Genomic DNA, 19,428 nt, shown 5'->3' with positions numbered 1-19,428 from the left:
TTATTTTAGTTGAGATTTATAAATTATTCCTTCCGTGTTTTCATCTGTTAAATCATATTTCGTTAGATGTTCTTTTTCTACTTCATCACATTTAGAAAGCAATTCATCTCTTCGTTTTAAATCTAAAAAATTGTCTGTAATTGCTAAATACCATCCTTTTACATATTCTGCGTGGTAGGTTAAGTAACGTTTATTAGGGAATACAAAGCCATCAATTGTTCTCTGTAAATTGGCTATTCTTGCTTCTATTCCTGATATTTCTTCTTTTACACCGTTTAATTTTTCTATGGCTTCAGCTATTGATTTTTGTAGGTTAACAATCGTTTCTCTTTTACTTCTTATAAAGGCTTTTATTTTATCAATGTTCTCATATTCCTTCATAATAAAATCAAACACCAGTCCCCAAATTATATATACGACAAAGCCTGCAAAGATGATTCCCCAAAACTCCACTTTACTAAAGGCTATTGACAAATCGAACTCTGGTGAATCTGGTGTTTTATTATAATCATAAATCTTCATTTCTATCTGATACGCTAGTATGGCATCGAATATAAAAGTGATAATAAATAACGCTCCTATTTTTACATAAGACAACCAGTTTTTATGTTTTTGAAACATATGTATTAAATACCCTAAGCCCATAAAAGCAAATGGTATGGTAGCTACAAAAACCGCTTCTAAAACTCCATGTTCCAAGGCTTTAGAAAATGATTTTCCGTCAAAAATTGCTGCTGATAACTCGCTATTTTCAAAGTCTTTAAAAAAAGCTGAAAAAGAAGCTGATATGTAAAAAACCAACAAATAGAACGTAATTGGAATGAGCACTATTAGACCTAGATAAAATTGTGCTTTTGGTTTTTTATCTCCTCCTTCTACATACTTTTCTGGGTTTTCTCTTACATCTACTATTTGATGTTTACATTCTTCTATTTTTTCTTCATCAGTTTTTATACTTTCTTCTAAGATTGCTTTGGCTGTTTGTCTTTTTTTAAGTTCTATGCCTTCTCTTCCTTTCTCTTGAATATGTGGTTGTTTTAGTTTTTTTTGTAGCTCTTCATCTTCTGCACATTTTCTTTTATAGTCCATATAAACATCGTTTAAACAAGCTCTAAAGACTTTATGATTCCCAGAGGCTTGCTTAGATGATCCATAACCACTTTCGAAAAAAGTTAGTTTGACATCTTTTTTTTCTTCCTTTACTACTACTTCTTCTACTGGGTCTTTCTCCCTAATAGTAAATATTGTTTTTAAAGCTTCCATATGTGTTAGTTGATTAGGTTAATTGTTTTAACAATGTTGTTTTAGGTATATGCTTTTTTGCATTTTCTATCAAAAAACTAGTCAATTCTTCTAGGTTTTCTTCTAAAAACCCGAACTTTAAACAATACTTTTTTAGAGTTATCATTTCATCTTCTGTTACTTTTCCATCTGCCCAAATCATTACTGCTAAATCATATAAGTACTCAACTTTAAGCTCTAAGCTTTCGGGTACTAAGCTTTCTTGTTGGCTTGATAGTAAAATATTATCTAACTCTTGTTTAGATATATTTCTCTCTTCTGCAAATTTGTATAGCATTTGTGTTTCTAACACATCAAAATCATTGTCAGCAAAAGCCATTTCATATAGTCTTAAAAAGTGACTTTTAAGTTCGGTAGTTATTTCATTCATTTTTTTTAATATTTAACATTATGCATGTCTTTATTTTTAGACACTTGTTTTTTATTGTTCGTTGTTTTTTTATGCCTGAGCTATACCCATAAAATACGAGCAGTAGAAATAAGATTCCGCAGAGAACATCTAAAAGAACCCTATATGATTTTACATATAAATAGATGGAAAATATGAGGTTAAATAATAATGCTATTGGTATAAATAATAACCTCCAATACTTCTTTTATTTCCTGATTAAAAACTATCAATAAGCACCCTGCAAAAACCACTATTCTTAAAACATTGTAATATTCTATTGGTAGAGCTGTTACTGCTAAAAACAATGCAATGACACAAATAATATTTACTGTTTTTTGTATTCCTACTTTCATTTGATCATAGTTTAACTACGAGTATATTTACTTTCTTTTTATTAACAGTGCTACAAAAACACTAATTATAGCAAAGACAATTCCTAGGCAGCCTATTCCTTCTTTTTTAGAGTGTCTTTTTCTATACTGCAACCCTTTTACTCCAGTTCTTATAGAATACCCTTTAGAACTTACTGCTCCTATTTTAGTTCGTAAGCTTGGAGAAATGCCCGATTTACTAATATTCAGTCCAAAACCTTTTCCTAATTTTATTCGTCTGTAAAATTGAAATCCCATTAGTTCTTATCTATTCTTACCCCACAATTAGGGCAGTTACTACAATTACTCTTTTCTTCTTTTACTTTATCTATTAAAGCTGAACTTATAATTCCTGTAGGCAATGCCACAAAGCCAATTCCTATAACTCCTATTAAAGCGCTAAAGAATTTTCCTAAGGGAGTTACAGGATACATATCTGCTACTCCTACAGTGGTAAGCGTTCCTAACGACCACCAAAAGGCTTCTATAATACTTGAAAACTTATCGGGCTGTGCTTCGTTTTCTGCGTAAAAGATTAAAGTAGATGAGAGCATTACTAATATTAATGCTATAAAGGCTGTTATTAAGAGTTCTGGCTTGGTTTCTTTTAGTATTAAATTAATCGTTTTAAAGGATTTTGAATACCTACCTAGTTTAAATATTCGCACTAACCTTAACAGCCTCAATACTCTTAATACTCGTAAATCAAACGGAAAAATTAGTGGTAAGTAAAAGGGTAATATTGACAGTAAGTCTAAAATCCCGTAACCAGAAAAAACGTAAGAACTCCACCCTTTATTATCTTGCTTTTCTGCAAATACAATTCTTGTTATAAATTCTATTGAAAAAACCAGAATAGAGAATCCTTCTATAAACTGAAAAAACTGTGTATAGTTAACTCTTAAAGTTTTAAAAGACTCTAGTACTAAACAGATTATATTTATAATGATTAAACCATAAATAAACCTTGATAAAAACAGGTTGTAATTGAATACTTTTAATGCTCTCGTACTCATAGCTCATTTAACAATTACATTCTGATCTGTCTACATATGTTTTATTTCCATTGCTATTCTTATAATAGCATCCTCCTTTGGGTCCTGTCCATAATTGCTTTCCATTATGAACCCCACACTTCCATTCTGTTTTTGTTTCTTGCTCTTCTATTCCATCCGCATCAGTAGAACATTCTGTTAATAGTACTGAAATAAAAAAGAGACCTACAATTTGTAATCTTTTTATCATTATGTTTTAGTTTAGTTATACCCCAAAGCTAAACCTACTCAAAAACAAAACCTTACGGATTTCCGTAAGGCTTCTAAATACTACAATATAGAATTTTAATCTCCTATAAATAATTTTTTATGTTAAATCAACTGTGTCTGCAGATGGAGCATTATTTTGTACCGATTTAATACCTTTATCTCTTGCTGAAGCTGTGGTATACATTTCGCTTTTACCTATAACTTCTCCATTTTGCGCTTTTAGTGTAAAGTAGTATTGCTCATTTGAAGCTACTTTTCTTTCATAGTTATCATCATCAGGTGCATTCATTTTTACAGAACTTATACCGCTTTTACATCCTTGTTTACTAGCGTAGCCTTCACTGGTTAAAATAATTTCTCCATTTCCTGCTTTCAGGTTAAACATGAATTCATTATCCTTTCTCTTTTTGATTTCAAATTTTGGTTTTCCCATTTTATATGTTTTTTAATTAGTATTACATCAAAACTATACTTTCTAATACAGAAAACTCTACGGAAACCCACATCTAAGCTTTCTTTTATTCCACCAATAGTACACCACTCACATGAACAAACCCTGTTACTTTTGTTCTTTGTACTTTTACTTTAATCCATTTTGCTTGAGTGGCTAATATGGTTAGTTTTTCTCCAAAGTTTAATTGTTGAATTACATAATAAGAAGTACTTGGGCCACTTCTTAAATTTAAAAGGTTTTTGTTTACCAATAATGTTTTTAAATAATATGGTTCTTCTTTTAACAATGTACTATTGGTCTTACGTCCGTCAAAAATAGTTTGTTTGGTTTGTGGCTTCTTTGAGTAGCTTTTATAAGAGTTGGTATAACTTTTTGTGCTACTTCTCTTTCCGCAAACACCGCAAGAGCCTCCACTGTTACAATATTTACAATACTTACAGTTTTTACATGCTCTACAGTTAACAGAACCTGTACACCTAGCTTTAGGTGGAACATAACAGCCTACTAAAGCTTTGTTATATAAATTTTCTTTAGAATTGTTTTTCTTCGTTACAACTACCGTAGCAACTATTACTATTAATAATGATGTAATTAGTAATACTTTTTCATATTTCTGATTCATAATATTGAAGGGATTAAGTTTATTATATCAAATCTAATTTCTATAAAACAGAAAACCCTACGGAAATCCGTAGGGTTTAATCAATATAATAATCGTTTTGCTATTTCCTCTTCTTCTAACACTTCTCCATTCTTTAGCAGCATCTGTTTTTTCTTACTAATCGGGTTTAAATACAGTTCATAACCATAAGTACAGTTTTTAAACCGATATTTTAATGCTTTTGCTCCTGCTAACAGTCCTTTTCTTTTTGTTTCTTCATATACGTAATGTGAACAGGATTTTCTAAATATACAGCGTGCTGGCTTATTCTTTGGTTTAAACTTCCAATACGCCTTTACAGAAAGAAGTAACAAATGTTTCATTATTCTTTACTAAAAACAATCATTTGTCTGTATGCTGTATATCCTGGTTGAGAACCTATTCCAAAACAACCTGAATCAGGGAGAACATGAGTTTCTACGCTTTCTAATCGAACATATCGCCAACCTTGGTCGTTATAATTACTAATAATAGTTTCTAATTGTTGTGCTACTTTTGCTGAGTTTCCTTTATTTCTATCAATAGACGGTGTAAAGGGTATTACTTTATATTCCATAACTCTCTGTTTAAAATTTGATTCTTAGTTTTTACAACCATTTTTATCACAAGTAATGCTTTCACTAGTACTTACCCAATGTTCTGGGTGCTCTGTTGTATCAAAACCGCATCGTGTCGTTCCTCCCTTACTTCCTTTATGAACCTCATTTGTTGGTGTGTGCTTTACAGCCATATCTATATGTTTTTAGTTAGTATCATTACAAACCTACCTTGATAAAAACACAAAACCTTACGGTTTCCCGTAGAGCTCCCTATAAAATTATACTATCATAATATTAAGCATAAGATATAAGTTTCCAGTCAACTGAACTCCCTCTATGTGGAGGAAATGTTTCTCCTTCTGATAATGGAATTGTTCCTGATGGGTTTGCTTGTGCTTCCCATACTCCTGACTCAGGACACTTTTGTCCCGTTTTTCTAATTGTTCCTAATGGTGTTTTTGCCATTTTTTTTATGTTTTAAATTAATATTACTGCAAACTTATCCTCCTTAAAACACAAAACTTCGAGGGTTTCCGTAGGGTTTACTATTATATTAGAGGCTATACAAAAATGGCTTCCATAATTAGAACTTTGTTAGAGGTTATATTGATTTTCTTAAATTTTAAAAAGGGTAATAAGAAGATTATTGGTCAAGCTCCTACCCTTGCTACTGGTAATTATCGTGTTAGAGTTAAAACGTAGGTTACAGAAAACTCTAAACACTTTTTAAAGGATATTATGGTAGGTGATTCTACATTTAGTCTTGCTGTTGCTTAAGTAAAAACAGTACTGTTGTTTAACACCAAACACTACTGTTATGTAACAGGCAACAGTAGTGTTTGATGTTTCAAACAAAATTTTATAACATAAAAAGTACGAGCATATAGCTCGTACTTTTTATGTTATATACTCTTTTTATTATGGTTTTTAATGGGTATAGGATGTTCAATGATATGACTAACATTTTTTTATTGATTATTTTCTGTTTTAAAAAACAGCTTTTGCTATTTCTTGAATGTTGGTTGATTTTCCCATTGAATAATAATGTAAAATAGGCACTCCTTTTTGTTGTAATTCCTTACTTTGAGCAATGCACCACTCTACTCCTACTTGTCGTACTTCTGCATTACTCTTACAATTCACAACCTCTTTTACCAAAGCATCTGGTAAATCAACTTTAAAACGGTGCGGAATTAAATTCAATTGCTTTTTGGTTGAGATTGGTTTTAATCCCGGAATAATAGGAACCATAATTCCCTCTTCTCTACATTTTTTTACAAACTCAAAATACTTTTGATTATCAAAAAACATTTGTGTTATCACATAATTTGCTCCGTTTTTAATTTTCTTCTTTAAAAAGTAAATATCAGAATCTAAACTTGGTGCTTCCATGTGCTTTTCAGGATACCCAGCTACCCCGATACAGAAATCGGTTTTTGATGAGTTTTGCAAATCATCATCCAAGTATCTTCCTTTATTTAAGTTCTCTATTTGTGTAACTAACTCACTTGCGTATGCATGTCCGTCTTTTTCAGGTTTAAAATAAGTTTCGCTTTTTACTGCATCACCACGTAATGCAACTACGTTATCAATTCCTAAAAAATCGAGATCAATTAAGAAGTTTTCAGTGTCTTCTTTGGTAAATCCTCCACATAAAATATGCGGAATAGCATCTACTTGATATTTATTTTGAATAGCCGCACAAATACCTACTGTACCTGGACGTTTTTTTACTACTTGCTTTTTTAAGAGTCCATCTCCTAACTCTTTATACACGTATTCTTCTCGATGGTAAGTTACGTCTATAAACGGCGGATTGAACTCCATTAACGGATTAATATTTTTGAATATTGATTCTATTGTATCTCCCTTTAACGGCGGAAGTATTTCAAACGAAAACAACGATGTTCCGTTAGCTTTTTCTAAATGTTCTATTACCTTCATAAGTCTATCTTATAAAGGCGTATTTAACTATACCAATGAAGCTGCAATTAACGATATTGCTGCCATTATCAGTAGCTGTATTGCAAATCGAATCTCTAAATTATACTTTTTCATTTGTCTAATTTTATTGATTTTTTATATGGCAATATTACTACTGTTTTGTAGTTTTTAGTTTACCTAACTTAAAACTTATTGTTAATTAAATACGCTCTTTTGTTTGTTTATTTTAAAATTATTATTAATTGTCTGATATGTTTGGATGTAACCATTTTCTAGCTTTTTCTAAGGCGATGTTTTTTCGTTCTGCAAAATCCCTTACTTGATCGTCTGTTATTTTACCTAACCCGAAATATTTAGCCTCTTCATTGGCAAAATAATATCCTGAAACGGCCGCTGCTGGCCACATGGCTAAACTTTCTGTTAAACTTACTCCTATGTTCTCTTCTACCTGTAAAAGCTGCCAAATTGTTTCTTTTTCTAGATGATCTGGGCATGCAGGATACCCAGGTGCAGGACGAATTCCTTTGTACGCTTCTTTTATCAATTCATCATTCGTTAAGTTTTCTTCGGATGCATAGCCCCAGTGTTTCGTTCTTACTCTATGATGCAAATATTCTGCAAAAGCTTCTGCAAAACGATCAGCAATGGCTTGTGCCATAATTGCATTGTAATCGTCGTGATTTTCTTTGTATTGTAATGCCAATTCATCAGCGCCAAAAATGGCGGTACAGAAAGCTCCTATATAATCCGTTTTATCTGTTTCTTTGGGCGCAATAAAATCTGCTAAAGCAAAACTTGGTTTTCCTTCACGTTTTTTTAATTGCTGACGTAAGGTTCTAAATACTGCGACTTCCTTTCCTTTCTTTTGAACTGAAATATCGTCGTCGTTAATAGAGTTTGCCTCAAACAAACCAAAAATAGCTTTGGGCTTTAATGCTTGTTTTTCTATGATTTGTTGCAACATCTTTTGAGCATCTGCAAACAAATTGGTTGCCTCTAATCCTACTACTTCATCTTCTAAAATATCAGGAAACTTTCCATGTAAATCCCATGAGCGAAAAAACGGACTCCAATCAAAATATGGTACCAAATCTTTTAAACTTACTTGCTCCAGCTTTTGTACTCCTAATTCTTTTGGTTTAGTAATGTTAGTAGTCTCCCAATCTATTCTGAATTTTCGCTCTCTAGCTTCTTCAATTGGTATGTAGTGCTTCTGTTTTCCTCGTTTTAAGAATTTATCTCGAAACTCTTCGTAATCTTTCTTCAACTTGGCAACATACTCGTTTGAGGTTTCTTTATTCAATAAATCTCCTACTACGGTTACTGCTCTTGATGCATCGTTTACATGCACCACTGCATTTTTATACTGCGTATCAATTTTTACAGCGGTATGTGCTTTCGAGGTTGTTGCTCCACCAATCAATAAAGGAATTTCCAAATTTTGACGTTCCATTTCTTTGGCTAAATACACCATTTCATCCAACGAAGGTGTTATCAATCCACTTAAACCAATAGCATCTACGTTCTCCTTTTTAGCAGTTTCAATAATCTTCTCTGGTGGAACCATCACCCCTAAATCGACAATTTCATAATTGTTACAGCCTAATACTACAGATACTATGTTTTTACCAATATCGTGCACATCTCCTTTTACCGTTGCCATCAATATCTTTCCGATAGCTTGTTGTTCCTCGCTTTTCTCTGCTTCAATAAAAGGATTCAAATAGGCTACCGCTTTCTTCATTACTCGGGCAGATTTTACTACTTGCGGTAAAAACATTTTTCCTGCACCAAATAAATCTCCAACTACATTCATCCCTGTCATTAAATGTCCTTCAATTACATGTAGTGGTTTTGCTACACTCAAACGAGCTTCTTCAGCATCTTCTTCTATAAAAGCATCTATTCCTTTTACTAAAGAATGTGTAATACGGTCTTGTAGTGGTAAACTTCTCCATTCTAAAACTTGCTCACTGCTTTCTTTTTTAGTTCCTTTTACCGTTTCAGCAAATTCTAATAAACGTTCTGTAGCATCGTCTCTTCTATCTAAAACAACATCTTCAATATGTTCTAATAAATCCTTCGGAATATCATCGTAGACTTCTAACATCGTCGGATTCACAATTCCCATATTCATTCCTGCTTTGATAGCATAGTATAGGAATACCGAGTGCATAGCTTCACGTACGACATTATTTCCTCTAAAAGAAAATGATACGTTACTTACTCCACCACTCACACTTACATGCGGTAAATTTTCACGTACCCATCGGGTAGCTTCAATAAAATCCAACGCATTTTTTCGATGTTCTTCCATTCCAGTTGCCACTGGAAAAATATTTAAATCGAAAATGATATCTTCTGGCGGAAAACCGACAATCTCGGTTAATATATTATACGAATGCTCTGCAATTTCAATTCTTCGTTCGTAGGTGTCTGCTTGTCCTACTTCATCAAAAGCCATGATAATTGCCGCAGCTCCGTATCGTTTTATCTGAGTTGCTTCCCAAATAAATTTTTCTTCACCTTCTTTTAAAGAAATAGAGTTTACAACCGATTTACCTTGTACTACCTGTAATCCAGCTTCGATGATTTCCCATTTAGAACTATCAATCATAATAGGAACTCTGGCAATATCAGGTTCAGAAGCTATTAAGTTTAAGAAACGTACCATCGCTTCTTTCCCCTCAATTAAACCATCATCCATATTAATGTCGATGATTTGTGCTCCTCCATCTACCTGATGACGAGCAATTGCCAACGCTTCATCAAACTTTTCTTCTTTTATCAATCGAAGAAATTTACGCGACCCTGCTACATTTGTACGTTCACCTACATTGATAAAATTACTTTCGGGTGTTATAATTAACGGTTCTAACCCCGATAATTTCATGTATCGTCTTTCCTCACTCATCTACTAACTATTTTGTCCTGCTGCAACAAATTCAGCTTTTCGTGGTTTGTATTTCGCTGCTATTGCTGCGATAGCTGAAATATGTTTTGGCGTGGTACCACAGCACCCTCCTATAATGTTGATTAAGTTTTTCTTTAAATATTCTTCTATTTGCTCCGCTGTTTCTTCTGGAGTTTCGTCATACTCTCCAAAAGCATTCGGTAATCCGGCGTTTGGATGTGCAGAAATGGCAAACTCTGTTTTAGAAGCAATCGCTTCTAAGTGTGGTTGTAATAAATTAGCCCCTAAAGCACAGTTGAATCCTATAGATAGCAACGGAATATGAGAGATAGAAATCAGAAAAGCTTCGGCTGTTTGTCCCGATAATGTTCTACCTGAAGCATCGGTAATCGTACCAGAAACCATGATAGGAATTTCTATATTTCGTTCCGCTTTTACCTCTTCAATAGCAAATAAAGCTGCCTTTGCATTTAAGGTATCAAATACGGTTTCTACCAATAAAATATCTGAACCACCATCAATTAAGGCTTTTACTTGTTGCTTGTAGGCAATACGTAACTCTTCGAAAGTAACTGCTCTGTATCCCGGATCGTTTACATCAGGTGACATACTTGCGGTACGGTTGGTAGGCCCGATAGAACCTGCTACAAAACGAGGTTTATGTGGTTCTTTCGCTGTAAATTCATCGGCCACCTCTTTGGCTATCTTAGCAGATTCGTAATTTAACTCATATACCAAATCTTCCATTTGGTAATCTGCCATGGCAATGGTAGTACCTGAAAAAGTGTTGGTTTCTACAATGTCTGCTCCTGCCTCAAAGTACTTTCTGTGTACTTCTTTTACGGCTTCGGGTTGCGTAATGGACAACAAGTCGTTGTTTCCTTGCAACGGTGTTGGGTAGTCTTTAAAACGTTCTCCACGAAAATCTTCTTCAGTAAATTTATATTCCTGAAGCATGGTTCCCATAGCGCCATCGAGCACAAGGATTCGTTTTTGTATTTCTTGATAAATGTTTGACATTCCTGATATTTAGTGTACTGTTATCAGGAAAAGAGGAAGTAAAATTCTTTTCGTTATCTCTCTGCTGAAGCAGTAGAATGTAGCACCTTCTTTGTTTGCACAAAGGGTTGCTAAGGTTTCAAAGGGTCTATTCCCTCCACCTTTCTTGATAACATCAATACGTTAATGAACGGGGCAAAGTTATAGTATTATTTTTTATTTACCCAATTTTTATTTTCATAATTAAATAACTAAATGAAAAAGACTGCTTTCACTACTAGGGTGCAACATAATTTTGTTTTATCTTGGATACTTGAAACAAGAAGAATAAAATTGCTGAAACTTCCGTTTATCACCTTCAATACTCCTGATAAAAGTAGTTTTTGTTCTCTTAACAAGTTGTGTGTAAAATTATAAATCAACTCTATGAAAATTGAAAAAATAAAGAATTATAATCAAAAGTTACTAGCCATTTTAGGAACAATTGCGGGAATATTTTTAATTATTGCATTAGTTTCATTTATATCTATAGTCATTCAGGAACATAGGAGATATAATTATGAAGAACCTGAAACTGGAGTTTTATCAAAGGAAAAAATTGAAAAACTTCAAAAAGAAAATAAAAGAGAACAAGTTATCTCATACGAAACTCCAATTTTAATTGACACTTTAAATTCACAATATATAATTCCAGTTTCTCACAAAACTTTAAACGAAAAAGAAGATATTGGATTAAATGGACTTTTAAATGCTTATTCAGATTCAGGTTCCGATTTTAGTGTAAAAGAAAAGAGAGATGAAAGATATTCTAGAGAATATTATGGAGAATACAATAACATAATCGTTTTTGACGAGCCTAATTCAATAAATAAGAAATTATTTAAAAAACGAATTAATTTTAACGAGATCAAATCTGAATATTTTAACAAAGAAATACTTATTCTACTTAAAGCTTCTGATAAGGACACTTTCAAAGATGGTGTGATAAATTTGAGAGACTTAACCTCTCTTTATATTTATTCAATTAAAGAAAATAAGATTCGAAAAATTGGAATTGAAGGAATGGATGTTTATAACTATAAATTCATAAATAAGAGTAAAAACTTAATTATTGAATTTGGAATAGATAAAAACAAAAATGGAGCTTTTGAAAGCTACAATGAACCAATAATTCTGAAAAAGTACAATTTTGAGAAAGAAAAACTTGTAGCAATAGTTGACGAGAAAATAAATTCTGAATTACAAAAGAAATTAGAAGGAACTGAAAAATAACTATACACAACAAAACCTAATTTGCCCTGAAATTGTTCTCTTAATAAAATAATTTTCTTAGAGTTTTTCAATATGTATGCCAAAGATTCATCTAACTAAGACTTTTGTATTCATTGTTAAATCATTTACCATTCTTTTAACAACTATGAAAAGTGATGTTAGAATACAAACACATTCTCTGCTCGTTTAAAACCTTATGCTAAATACTTAAATAATAGCTCTTTTGTCTTATTTGTTGCTATGGTTACCCTTTTAATGTAATTCCTATCAAAGAAAAAACACTTGTAATAACATATTATTTTTATTTCTCATTTTTTTACATGCGTTTATGAGTGGCTCGACTAAAATCATGTACGACGTCACCACTACGAACAGAAGATATGCTACTCCAATTAAGGTATAGAGAGTTTTCATGTAATCATTTTTAGCAACTTACATTAAAGCTACTAAATACCTAATAAAAAGTCTCTTACTAAAAAATTAATTTTTTTTCACCTTTTTAATAGAAAATTGTTTGTTTACATTCAAAACTTAGTTTATTTGTTCTTTGGAAGGTTTCAGCGTGACGCGCTGACGGTTCCGTTTACTTGTATTTTCAATCCAACTCCCTTGGGAAGGAAAAAATACGTTAAAAATTGTTTAATCAACATATGTAAAGGTGTTGCAGCTACTCCTCTTCTATTTTTGTCATATTCTTAAACAATTATAGTATGACTTTAATAGACAACCTAGAATGGCGATACGCCACTAAAAAATTTGATGCTTCTAAAAAAGTTTCAGCACAGCATATAGAACTTTTAAAGAGAGCGATTCAATTAGCTCCTTCTTCTTACGGTCTGCAATTGTATACCGTTTTGATTATAGAAGACAGTGCAATAAAAGAACAGTTAAAAGCTGTTTCTTACGGACAGAGTCAAATTACTGATGCTTCGCATTTATTTGTTTTTTGCAATTATACAAAGGTTACCAATGACGATGTAGATGCTTATTTTTCTTTAAAATCTGAAATAGAACAAGTAGACATTTCTAATTTTAAAGAGTATGCAGATTTTATTAAATCTGATGTTACGAGCAGAACTTTGGTTGAAAAGAATAAGTGGACTTCTAACCAAGTTTACATTGCTTTGGGGAATTTTCTAAATGCTTGCTCTGAACTTAAAATAGATGCTTGTCCTATGGAGGGTTTTGACGCCGAAGCTTATAACAAAATATTAGACTTGGATAAGTTAGGGTTAAATGCTGCTGTAGTTGCTCCTGTTGGTTATCGTTCTGACGAGGATTATTCTCAAAATACATATAAAGTCAGAAAACCTATAGAAAGTCTTTTTATAGAATATAAACAGCATAAAGCACAATCTGCAAAACATTTTCTTAAATCTGCTCTTTTATTTAGCTTTTATTAAAACTAAGAGGAGGGTATATTCATTTATCTTTTTTTATATTTCATAAAATATTATAACAGTGTACGTTCCACGGTTTTTTATTTTGTTTATATTAGCTAGATAAAATAAAATTGCTAAAAATCTACCTATAAATGTTTTTATACTTCAAATAAATTAGACAAAATGCTGAAAAAAATTCTAAACTTAATTTTCTTTTTCTGTTATACTTTGGTTTTTGCACAAGAAACTGTAATAATTCCTAAGTTTTTATTTAATCCTATGGACTCCATTACAAAGCAAAGTTTTAATAAAAGTTTAGAATCCTTTTTTTTTGAGTTAACAAAAGGTAAAGTAAACGAAAATTTATTAACACCCAAAAGAAAAAAACTAACCTCTTCACAACTCCAAAAACTAGTAGATTATGAAATACGAAAAGATAGTTTGGCTTTGAAGTATAAAGACAAAAAACTAATAAATATTTATCCCTTATCCGATAAAAATAAATATTTCATCTCAATTTCATATAACTATCAGAAGCCTAATTCTGAAACAATTCTCTTATATATTGTTAATTTAATTGCAACAAAAGATAATGATAAATTTACTTTTTCAATTCCACTTGATTATTTAACTCGATACTGGAAAACACAAACTTTTGGTAATATTACTTATCACTTCAGAAATTTTATTAATACAGATAGAGCTAAGATATTTAATAAAAAAAACTCTGAAATTGCAAATAAATTAGGGGTACTACCAGAGAAGTTTGATTTTTATATGACTGAAAATTTTCAAGAAATTTCAGTGCTCTTAGGTTATGGTTATTCCCTTTTCTCTAACGGAAAATACAGAGACGGTTATGGCGTAGATTCAAAAACAATTTTTGCAATAATGAATAATGAAGACTTTTCACACGATATATTCCATTATTATTCAGGTAAAATAAACAAGCGTAGCAATCGAAATTGGATAACCGAAGAAGGTATTGCATATTTATGGGGCAATGCATATTACACTGACAAAAAAGGAGAAATGATTACGCATAAACGATTGGTAGTTGAATTAAAAAAATATCTTTCTAAAAACCCAAGCATAAGCCTTTATAAGCTTTTTAAAAGCAATAAAAAGATTTTTACAAATATAGCTCCTGAAAGTTCTGTACGCTCAACAATTTCTGGAGTTATAGCTAAAGAAATTGAAATAAAAAAAGGAAATAAAGCTATTTTAAAATTAATTAATGCAGGGCGGAAAAACAAGTTGGAAAACTACTTAAAAACTATTAATCGGCTGATTGGAGTTAATAAAGAAAACTTTAATGTAAGAGTGAAAAAACTCATTGAAAAATATTAAAATTAGAAATGATTGTTACCTATACCACCTTTTTATAAGTTTTTAGTAAGCCTCTCCTATCTTTAATTTGATTAATAAATAAAACTCTTAAGCATATATTTAATATATGTATTTAGTACCCTTTTTTATTTTACCTTAGCTAATAATAAAAGAGGATAAAATTGTTATTATTAACTTCTTTTTCTTATTTTAAAAACAAGCTTCTTTTAATTATAATGAGATACTACAACATAATATTTCTTTTATTACTTTTTCAAGGCTGTAATACAATTACACTTTCAGAAATAGAAGCTAATAACATTTCAAATATACAAGTTAAAATATTGATTAAGGATGGTATTAAAAAAACATCATTGAATAAAATTAATGTTTATATATCTAACGGTGAGAAGAGAATTATTAATGAAAACATAAAGGTTCTATTAAACGGACAACCTTTAAAATTGTTTATTAGAACTGGAAATTATTATGATAAATATCCTGTTTATCTAACAGATGATTTGGTACGAAGAGAATCTTATTACTTTGAAATAATTTTACCTGACAGTGCTAAATATCCAATAGCTTATATAAAGCCAAGTAAAATAACATCAAAATTCAATTTCCCTAAAAATATATCTCTAGATGAGGACTTCGTACTAAACTGGAAAACTAATAATACATTAGCAAACGTAGAGTTATGGAAACTAGTACATCAAAAAGATAAAACAAACATGCATTCAGGTGGAAGATATGCAAAATCAACAATTCATCATACTATAAATACTAAAAAAGGAAACTATAAAGTACCAAAATTGTTTTATGAAGATTCTTTAACAATTGCAGATTATTTAAAAATTAGAATTAGTAGTGAAGAAGGTGGATTGATAAACCCCAAATTAATAACAAATAGTAAAATTTTATATACGTACGCAATAGAACAAACTATTAGTTTGGAAAACTAAACAACCCTTTTTTGTTTTACAAAATAAAAAATATGGCAAGAATATATTACGATAAGAAAAAACTATACGGAAAACCGTTTAAATCAGCTACTCTTAATATTAATTCTTTCAAATACATATTTGAAAATACAATTATTGAAAAAAACTTTCCAAAAAAAATTGAGTTTACTAATTCAAAGAAAGAGATTTATAAAACGTTACTTTTATATACAGACGATATTGAATATGATTCAAGTAAACGTAAAGTTTATATTCCAAATTCAATTATATTTTATGATTATGAAGATTATAACTTCCCTACAGAGTTTTATTTTATTGTTAGAGTTGAAAACCAAATTGAAATAAGAAAATGCAATGGTGGTGAAGATATAAAATGGTTTCATATTCCAGATATGCATAAACCTGTATATGATTTAAGAATTGTAACTAAAATAGAAGCTACTTTCTCAGAACTCATTAAACTCGTAGAAGAAAATTTAAAAAGAAAAAAAAACTCTAACAAAAAAGTAAACATAAAAAAAGAACGTCCATCTATAAATAGTATTCAGCGAGAAGCATACAAAGAACTGACTGAAATATGTGTTTTAAACAAAAAAGAATGCGTTTTAAATCATATAAAAAACCTTAAAAACTATGATAATGACAGTGAATATTTTACAACACTTAACTATTTAATAGACCTTTTAGAAGAGGATGATATTTCGTTTATTATAAGATTAGACTGGAAAGCTGATATTAAAGATTTAGAATGGTTTTTAAAATCAACATTAAAAGATAATTTTAACTTATCTATTGACTTACCCAGTCCTAATAATTACAAAAAAAATGCATCTGTTTCTTTTGATAACGTTTTTGAGGATTTCGATAAACCTTTAAGACAAAATAATCTTCAATTAGGTTTTATAGATACTCAATCAGACGAATATGTTTTTATTTTACATAAAATTACAGATAAAAAAAGAATACAAAAACTTATTAAACTTATTGGATACAACTATTACGAAAAATAAAAGTTATTTAAGTTACAAACACTAATTATATAGTTATTTAATGAACTTAATTACAAACTACCCTTATATATCAACAATCATAATTATACTTATTTTGAATTTTATAATTAAAAAAATTACACGAGCTAAACATTCTCCTCTTCTAAAGGCATTCTTATTTATAATGGCAATTATCTCTCAAGCTTGTAGTCCTTTTGCAGGTCCTGTAGATAAATCTATTTCAGATTCCTATTACTATTCAAAATCAAAAAGTAACATCTGTTATTCTCCTATGGGAAATTGGTTTGAATTGGGTAACACTAAAATAAATGCAGATGTTGAGAGCTTCAAAGTCTTAGGAAGAGATTTTGGAAAAGACAAAAATCACCTATATTTTAAAACTCATATTATAGATAATGAAGTAGATGTTCCTACCTTTTATGTCCACAAAGACAATTACATCTGTTTTGATAAAGATCATGTATATTTAGCTATAAACTACTTACCCCAAGATATTCAAGAGGAAAGTCAAGGAAAAAAGCACTTGTGGAAAATAGCTAAAGCTAATCCAAACACATTTCAAAAAATTGATAATGATTGGTCTAAAGACGACAAATTTTATTTTTACAACTATAAGCCTGTAAATGTAGATTATAATTCATTTACAATTATAAATAGCAACTTTGTTAAAGATAAAAATAATGTATACTCATTAAAAAGCTATAAATTACTAGCTTCTACAATAGATCCAGCTACAACTAAAAAAATCAACAATAGATATATTGCTGATAAAAACAATATTTATGATTTTCAGGAGTATCAAAATGGTAAAATGGTAGACTCTCTAATATCGATATCTTACCAAAACATCAACAATTTAACTGTTTTAAAAGATAAGTTTCTATTATTTGACAATAAGGTCGTTTATGATGGAGTAAAAATTGAGAATGCTGATGCTTCTTCTTTTGAAATAATTCAATTCCCGTATTCTAAAGATAAAAACTACGTGTTCTATCACGGAGATATAATTGAAAAAGCTGACCCAAATACGTTCAGTATATTTAAAACCTCTTTTTATTCAAAAGATAAAAACCATGTATTTGTCTATGGAAAACTATTAAAAGACGCTGATGTGGCTACTTTTGGACCAGTAAATAAAAAACATTCTTTACTGTATAAGGATAAAAATCATACTTATCGAGGAGACCAAATTGTAGAAAACAATTAAACCTACTAATAAGCTCACAAAGTATTTATAAGTAAAAGCTCTTAATTACTAAGGCAAGCTTTGAGGTGTTAATTTTTTTTAGTGGTACTATAAATATATGCCACTGTATCATAACATCATACAGTAGTATCGGATGATTTCATACACTACTGTACGAAGCTTAATACTAATTAATTATTATACGTCGTTCACCTATTATATGTAATAGAATTGGGGATATTATTGTTTAGTAAAAGCATACATTTTTTGTACGGTTTTTTATTTTGTATTGTACAGCGCTTACTTAAAAAGAATAAAAAATTGCTAAAATTATGCTTATATCAATACAATAAAGTACCCTCAACAGTTTTATTCCTTATTTAAATTAGTTAGACAATATAAATGTGCGAATAAAAATACCTGTTGCTAACAATGAATTAAAAGTAATTTAGAAAGTAAAAAACAAGAGTTTATATATTAAATTAACAGCTGCTTAAATTTAAAAATCCCCGCTTAGACGGGAATTTTTGTATTATAAAATAAGTAAAGACAGTCTATTGAAACAAATCAGAAGATAAATAGCGGTCTCCTCTGTCGCAAATAACTGCAACGATCACACCCTTATCAATCGTTTTAGCTATTTCTAAAGCTGCATGTACTGCTCCTCCACTACTCATTCCTGCAAAAACACCTTCTTCTTGTGCTAACTTTCTAGTCATGTTTTTAGCATCATTTTCATCTAACTCTACCACTTGATCTACCTTACTTTTATTAAAGAATTTTGGTTGGTATTCTGGCGACCACTTACGAATTCCTGGTATTCTAGCTCCGTCTTTAGGTTGTGCTCCTACAATTTGTACCTCTGGATTTTGTTCTTTTAAATAGGTAGAAACTCCCATAATGGTTCCTGTAGTTCCCATCGCCGATACAAAATGAGTTACTTCTCCCTCTGTATCGTTCCAAATTTCTGGACCTGTAGTTTTATAGTGTGCTTTCCAGTTATCGGTGTTTTCAAACTGATTCAGCATAAAATAGCCTTTTTTATAGCGTAACTCTAAGGCGACATCTCTAGAACCTTCAATACCTTTTTCTGCATCCGTTAAAATAACCTCAGCTCCGTAAGCACGCATGGTTTTTACACGTTCTTCTGTAGAGTTTTCTGGCATTACCAATACCATGTTTACTCCTAAAACTTTTGCCATGAGTGCTAACGCAATTCCTGTGTTTCCACTAGTTGCTTCTACTAAATAATCTCCTGGACGGATATTTTTCCTTTTAATAGCTTCAGCAATCATATTAAAGGCTGCTCTATCTTTTACACTTCCGCCAGGGTTATTTCCTTCTAGTTTTAATAATAGCTTTACGCCTTCCTTTTGAAGAATGTTTGAAACTTCTATGAGTGGCGTATTCCCTATACTATCTATAATTGTTTTAGTTTTCATGG

Annotated in this window: 22 protein-coding genes and 1 riboswitch; of the genes, 6 read left to right on the top strand and 16 right to left on the bottom strand. The window is 30.7% G+C overall.

Translation table 11 applies throughout. The features are described from left to right. The 15 genes from ACXIHB_RS01205 to ACXIHB_RS01135 all read right to left on the bottom strand — a co-directional run bounded on the left by ACXIHB_RS01205 (position 1) and on the right by ACXIHB_RS01135 (position 10,861). Positions 1 to 1,263, bottom strand: coding sequence for an ABC transporter permease (locus ACXIHB_RS01205; protein WP_462098693.1), 1,263 nt, complete (start codon positions 1,261 to 1,263; stop codon positions 1 to 3). Positions 1,264 to 1,276: 13 nt separating this feature from the next. After that, positions 1,277 to 1,672, bottom strand: a complete 396-nt coding sequence (locus ACXIHB_RS01200; RefSeq protein ID WP_349264904.1) for a hypothetical protein — start codon at positions 1,670 to 1,672, stop codon at positions 1,277 to 1,279. A gap of 179 nt (positions 1,673 to 1,851) precedes the next feature. Beyond that, a complete protein-coding gene (locus tag ACXIHB_RS01195; protein ID WP_462098692.1) occupies positions 1,852 to 2,046 on the bottom strand; it encodes a DUF6804 family protein in 195 nt (64 codons plus the stop codon). 27 nt (positions 2,047 to 2,073) lie between these two features. Beyond that, on the bottom strand, positions 2,074 to 2,322 hold the full coding sequence (locus ACXIHB_RS01190; RefSeq protein ID WP_121147383.1) for a DUF4236 domain-containing protein: 249 nt from the start codon (positions 2,320 to 2,322) through the stop codon (positions 2,074 to 2,076). Continuing rightward, a complete protein-coding gene (locus ACXIHB_RS01185; protein ID WP_462098691.1) occupies positions 2,322 to 3,080 on the bottom strand; it encodes an ion transporter in 759 nt (252 codons plus the stop codon). The genes ACXIHB_RS01190 and ACXIHB_RS01185 overlap by 1 nt, the downstream gene beginning before the upstream one ends. Before the next feature lie 7 nt (positions 3,081 to 3,087). Then, positions 3,088 to 3,309, bottom strand: a complete 222-nt coding sequence (locus ACXIHB_RS01180; RefSeq protein WP_239179410.1) for a hypothetical protein — start codon at positions 3,307 to 3,309, stop codon at positions 3,088 to 3,090. 117 nt (positions 3,310 to 3,426) lie between these two features. Next, positions 3,427 to 3,762: a YegP family protein gene (locus ACXIHB_RS01175; protein ID WP_462098690.1), complete on the bottom strand. Its 336-nt coding sequence runs from the start codon at positions 3,760 to 3,762 to the stop codon at positions 3,427 to 3,429. 85 nt (positions 3,763 to 3,847) lie between these two features. Next, positions 3,848 to 4,405 carry an SH3 domain-containing protein gene (locus tag ACXIHB_RS01170; protein WP_462098689.1) on the bottom strand — a complete coding sequence of 186 codons (558 nt, stop codon included), beginning with the start codon at positions 4,403 to 4,405 and terminating at the stop codon, positions 3,848 to 3,850. Between the two features lie 80 nt (positions 4,406 to 4,485). After that, complete coding sequence (yidD, locus tag ACXIHB_RS01165; protein WP_462098688.1) at positions 4,486 to 4,767, bottom strand: membrane protein insertion efficiency factor YidD; 282 nt, start codon at positions 4,765 to 4,767, stop codon at positions 4,486 to 4,488. Beyond that, positions 4,767 to 5,000 (bottom strand): DUF4177 domain-containing protein, encoded by a 234-nt coding sequence (locus ACXIHB_RS01160; RefSeq protein ID WP_462098687.1) that lies wholly within the window; start codon positions 4,998 to 5,000, stop codon positions 4,767 to 4,769. The genes yidD and ACXIHB_RS01160 overlap by 1 nt, the downstream gene beginning before the upstream one ends. A 24-nt stretch (positions 5,001 to 5,024) precedes the next feature. Continuing rightward, positions 5,025 to 5,174 (bottom strand): hypothetical protein, encoded by a 150-nt coding sequence (locus ACXIHB_RS01155; RefSeq protein ID WP_462098686.1) that lies wholly within the window; start codon positions 5,172 to 5,174, stop codon positions 5,025 to 5,027. 103 nt (positions 5,175 to 5,277) lie between these two features. Next, positions 5,278 to 5,448 carry a hypothetical protein gene (locus ACXIHB_RS01150; RefSeq protein ID WP_303510207.1) on the bottom strand — a complete coding sequence of 57 codons (171 nt, stop codon included), beginning with the start codon at positions 5,446 to 5,448 and terminating at the stop codon, positions 5,278 to 5,280. Between the two features lie 522 nt (positions 5,449 to 5,970). After that, positions 5,971 to 6,927 (bottom strand): methylenetetrahydrofolate reductase [NAD(P)H], encoded by a 957-nt coding sequence (gene metF / locus ACXIHB_RS01145; RefSeq protein ID WP_462098685.1) that lies wholly within the window; start codon positions 6,925 to 6,927, stop codon positions 5,971 to 5,973. Between the two features lie 238 nt (positions 6,928 to 7,165). After that, a complete protein-coding gene (gene metH, locus ACXIHB_RS01140) occupies positions 7,166 to 9,841 on the bottom strand; it encodes a methionine synthase (protein WP_462098684.1) in 2,676 nt (891 codons plus the stop codon). Positions 9,842 to 9,844: 3 nt separating this feature from the next. Beyond that, positions 9,845 to 10,861, bottom strand: a complete 1,017-nt coding sequence (locus ACXIHB_RS01135; protein WP_462098683.1) for a homocysteine S-methyltransferase family protein — start codon at positions 10,859 to 10,861, stop codon at positions 9,845 to 9,847. A gap of 50 nt (positions 10,862 to 10,911) precedes the next feature. After that, positions 10,912 to 11,016: riboswitch (SAM riboswitch) on the bottom strand. Between the two features lie 250 nt (positions 11,017 to 11,266). On the opposite strand from ACXIHB_RS01135, the gene ACXIHB_RS01130 reads away from it, so the two are divergent. The 6 genes from ACXIHB_RS01130 (at position 11,267) to ACXIHB_RS01105 (ending at position 18,005) form a co-directional block, all read left to right on the top strand. Next, positions 11,267 to 12,112, top strand: a complete 846-nt coding sequence (locus ACXIHB_RS01130; protein ID WP_239179392.1) for a hypothetical protein — start codon at positions 11,267 to 11,269, stop codon at positions 12,110 to 12,112. A gap of 710 nt (positions 12,113 to 12,822) precedes the next feature. Further along, positions 12,823 to 13,515: an NAD(P)H-dependent oxidoreductase gene (locus tag ACXIHB_RS01125; RefSeq protein ID WP_462098682.1), complete on the top strand. Its 693-nt coding sequence runs from the start codon at positions 12,823 to 12,825 to the stop codon at positions 13,513 to 13,515. A 162-nt stretch (positions 13,516 to 13,677) separates the two neighbouring features. After that, positions 13,678 to 14,844 carry a hypothetical protein gene (locus ACXIHB_RS01120; RefSeq protein ID WP_462098681.1) on the top strand — a complete coding sequence of 389 codons (1,167 nt, stop codon included), beginning with the start codon at positions 13,678 to 13,680 and terminating at the stop codon, positions 14,842 to 14,844. A 215-nt stretch (positions 14,845 to 15,059) separates the two neighbouring features. Next, positions 15,060 to 15,788, top strand: a complete 729-nt coding sequence (locus ACXIHB_RS01115) for a hypothetical protein (protein WP_462098680.1) — start codon at positions 15,060 to 15,062, stop codon at positions 15,786 to 15,788. A gap of 32 nt (positions 15,789 to 15,820) precedes the next feature. After that, on the top strand, positions 15,821 to 16,798 hold the full coding sequence (locus tag ACXIHB_RS01110) for a DUF6630 family protein (protein WP_462098679.1): 978 nt from the start codon (positions 15,821 to 15,823) through the stop codon (positions 16,796 to 16,798). A 163-nt stretch (positions 16,799 to 16,961) separates the two neighbouring features. Beyond that, complete coding sequence (locus ACXIHB_RS01105) at positions 16,962 to 18,005, top strand: DKNYY domain-containing protein (protein ID WP_462098678.1); 1,044 nt, start codon at positions 16,962 to 16,964, stop codon at positions 18,003 to 18,005. Between the two features lie 533 nt (positions 18,006 to 18,538). Here ACXIHB_RS01105 and cysM read toward each other — a convergent pair. Beyond that, positions 18,539 to 19,426 (bottom strand): cysteine synthase CysM, encoded by an 888-nt coding sequence (gene cysM, locus ACXIHB_RS01100; RefSeq protein WP_047789530.1) that lies wholly within the window; start codon positions 19,424 to 19,426, stop codon positions 18,539 to 18,541. Between the last annotated feature and the right edge of the window lie 2 nt (positions 19,427 to 19,428).

The sequence above is a fragment of the Tenacibaculum sp. IMCC1 genome (genome assembly GCF_054906355.1).
Note: the sequence above shows the minus strand (reverse complement) of the source record. Positions and strands in the feature narration are given on the sequence as shown.

What these genes read in the sequence shown, in the direction of transcription:
- ACXIHB_RS01205 (WP_462098693.1), bottom strand. Translation starts at nt 1,263, where the DNA reads ATGGAAGCTTTAAAAACAATATTTACTATTAGGGAGAAAGACCCAGTA.
- ACXIHB_RS01200 (WP_349264904.1), bottom strand. Translation starts at nt 1,672, where the DNA reads ATGAATGAAATAACTACCGAACTTAAAAGTCACTTTTTAAGACTATAT.
- ACXIHB_RS01195 (WP_462098692.1), bottom strand. Translation starts at nt 2,046, where the DNA reads ATGAAAGTAGGAATACAAAAAACAGTAAATATTATTTGTGTCATTGCA.
- ACXIHB_RS01190 (WP_121147383.1), bottom strand. Translation starts at nt 2,322, where the DNA reads ATGGGATTTCAATTTTACAGACGAATAAAATTAGGAAAAGGTTTTGGA.
- ACXIHB_RS01185 (WP_462098691.1), bottom strand. Translation starts at nt 3,080, where the DNA reads ATGAGTACGAGAGCATTAAAAGTATTCAATTACAACCTGTTTTTATCA.
- ACXIHB_RS01180 (WP_239179410.1), bottom strand. Translation starts at nt 3,309, where the DNA reads ATGATAAAAAGATTACAAATTGTAGGTCTCTTTTTTATTTCAGTACTA.
- ACXIHB_RS01175 (WP_462098690.1), bottom strand. Translation starts at nt 3,762, where the DNA reads ATGGGAAAACCAAAATTTGAAATCAAAAAGAGAAAGGATAATGAATTC.
- ACXIHB_RS01170 (WP_462098689.1), bottom strand. Translation starts at nt 4,405, where the DNA reads ATGAATCAGAAATATGAAAAAGTATTACTAATTACATCATTATTAATA.
- yidD (WP_462098688.1), bottom strand. Translation starts at nt 4,767, where the DNA reads ATGAAACATTTGTTACTTCTTTCTGTAAAGGCGTATTGGAAGTTTAAA.
- ACXIHB_RS01160 (WP_462098687.1), bottom strand. Translation starts at nt 5,000, where the DNA reads ATGGAATATAAAGTAATACCCTTTACACCGTCTATTGATAGAAATAAA.
- ACXIHB_RS01155 (WP_462098686.1), bottom strand. Translation starts at nt 5,174, where the DNA reads ATGGCTGTAAAGCACACACCAACAAATGAGGTTCATAAAGGAAGTAAG.
- ACXIHB_RS01150 (WP_303510207.1), bottom strand. Translation starts at nt 5,448, where the DNA reads ATGGCAAAAACACCATTAGGAACAATTAGAAAAACGGGACAAAAGTGT.
- metF (WP_462098685.1), bottom strand. Translation starts at nt 6,927, where the DNA reads ATGAAGGTAATAGAACATTTAGAAAAAGCTAACGGAACATCGTTGTTT.
- metH (WP_462098684.1), bottom strand. Translation starts at nt 9,841, where the DNA reads ATGAGTGAGGAAAGACGATACATGAAATTATCGGGGTTAGAACCGTTA.
- ACXIHB_RS01135 (WP_462098683.1), bottom strand. Translation starts at nt 10,861, where the DNA reads ATGTCAAACATTTATCAAGAAATACAAAAACGAATCCTTGTGCTCGAT.
- ACXIHB_RS01130 (WP_239179392.1), top strand. Translation starts at nt 11,267, where the DNA reads ATGAAAATTGAAAAAATAAAGAATTATAATCAAAAGTTACTAGCCATT.
- ACXIHB_RS01125 (WP_462098682.1), top strand. Translation starts at nt 12,823, where the DNA reads ATGACTTTAATAGACAACCTAGAATGGCGATACGCCACTAAAAAATTT.
- ACXIHB_RS01120 (WP_462098681.1), top strand. Translation starts at nt 13,678, where the DNA reads ATGCTGAAAAAAATTCTAAACTTAATTTTCTTTTTCTGTTATACTTTG.
- ACXIHB_RS01115 (WP_462098680.1), top strand. Translation starts at nt 15,060, where the DNA reads ATGAGATACTACAACATAATATTTCTTTTATTACTTTTTCAAGGCTGT.
- ACXIHB_RS01110 (WP_462098679.1), top strand. Translation starts at nt 15,821, where the DNA reads ATGGCAAGAATATATTACGATAAGAAAAAACTATACGGAAAACCGTTT.
- ACXIHB_RS01105 (WP_462098678.1), top strand. Translation starts at nt 16,962, where the DNA reads ATGGCAATTATCTCTCAAGCTTGTAGTCCTTTTGCAGGTCCTGTAGAT.
- cysM (WP_047789530.1), bottom strand. Translation starts at nt 19,426, where the DNA reads ATGAAAACTAAAACAATTATAGATAGTATAGGGAATACGCCACTCATA.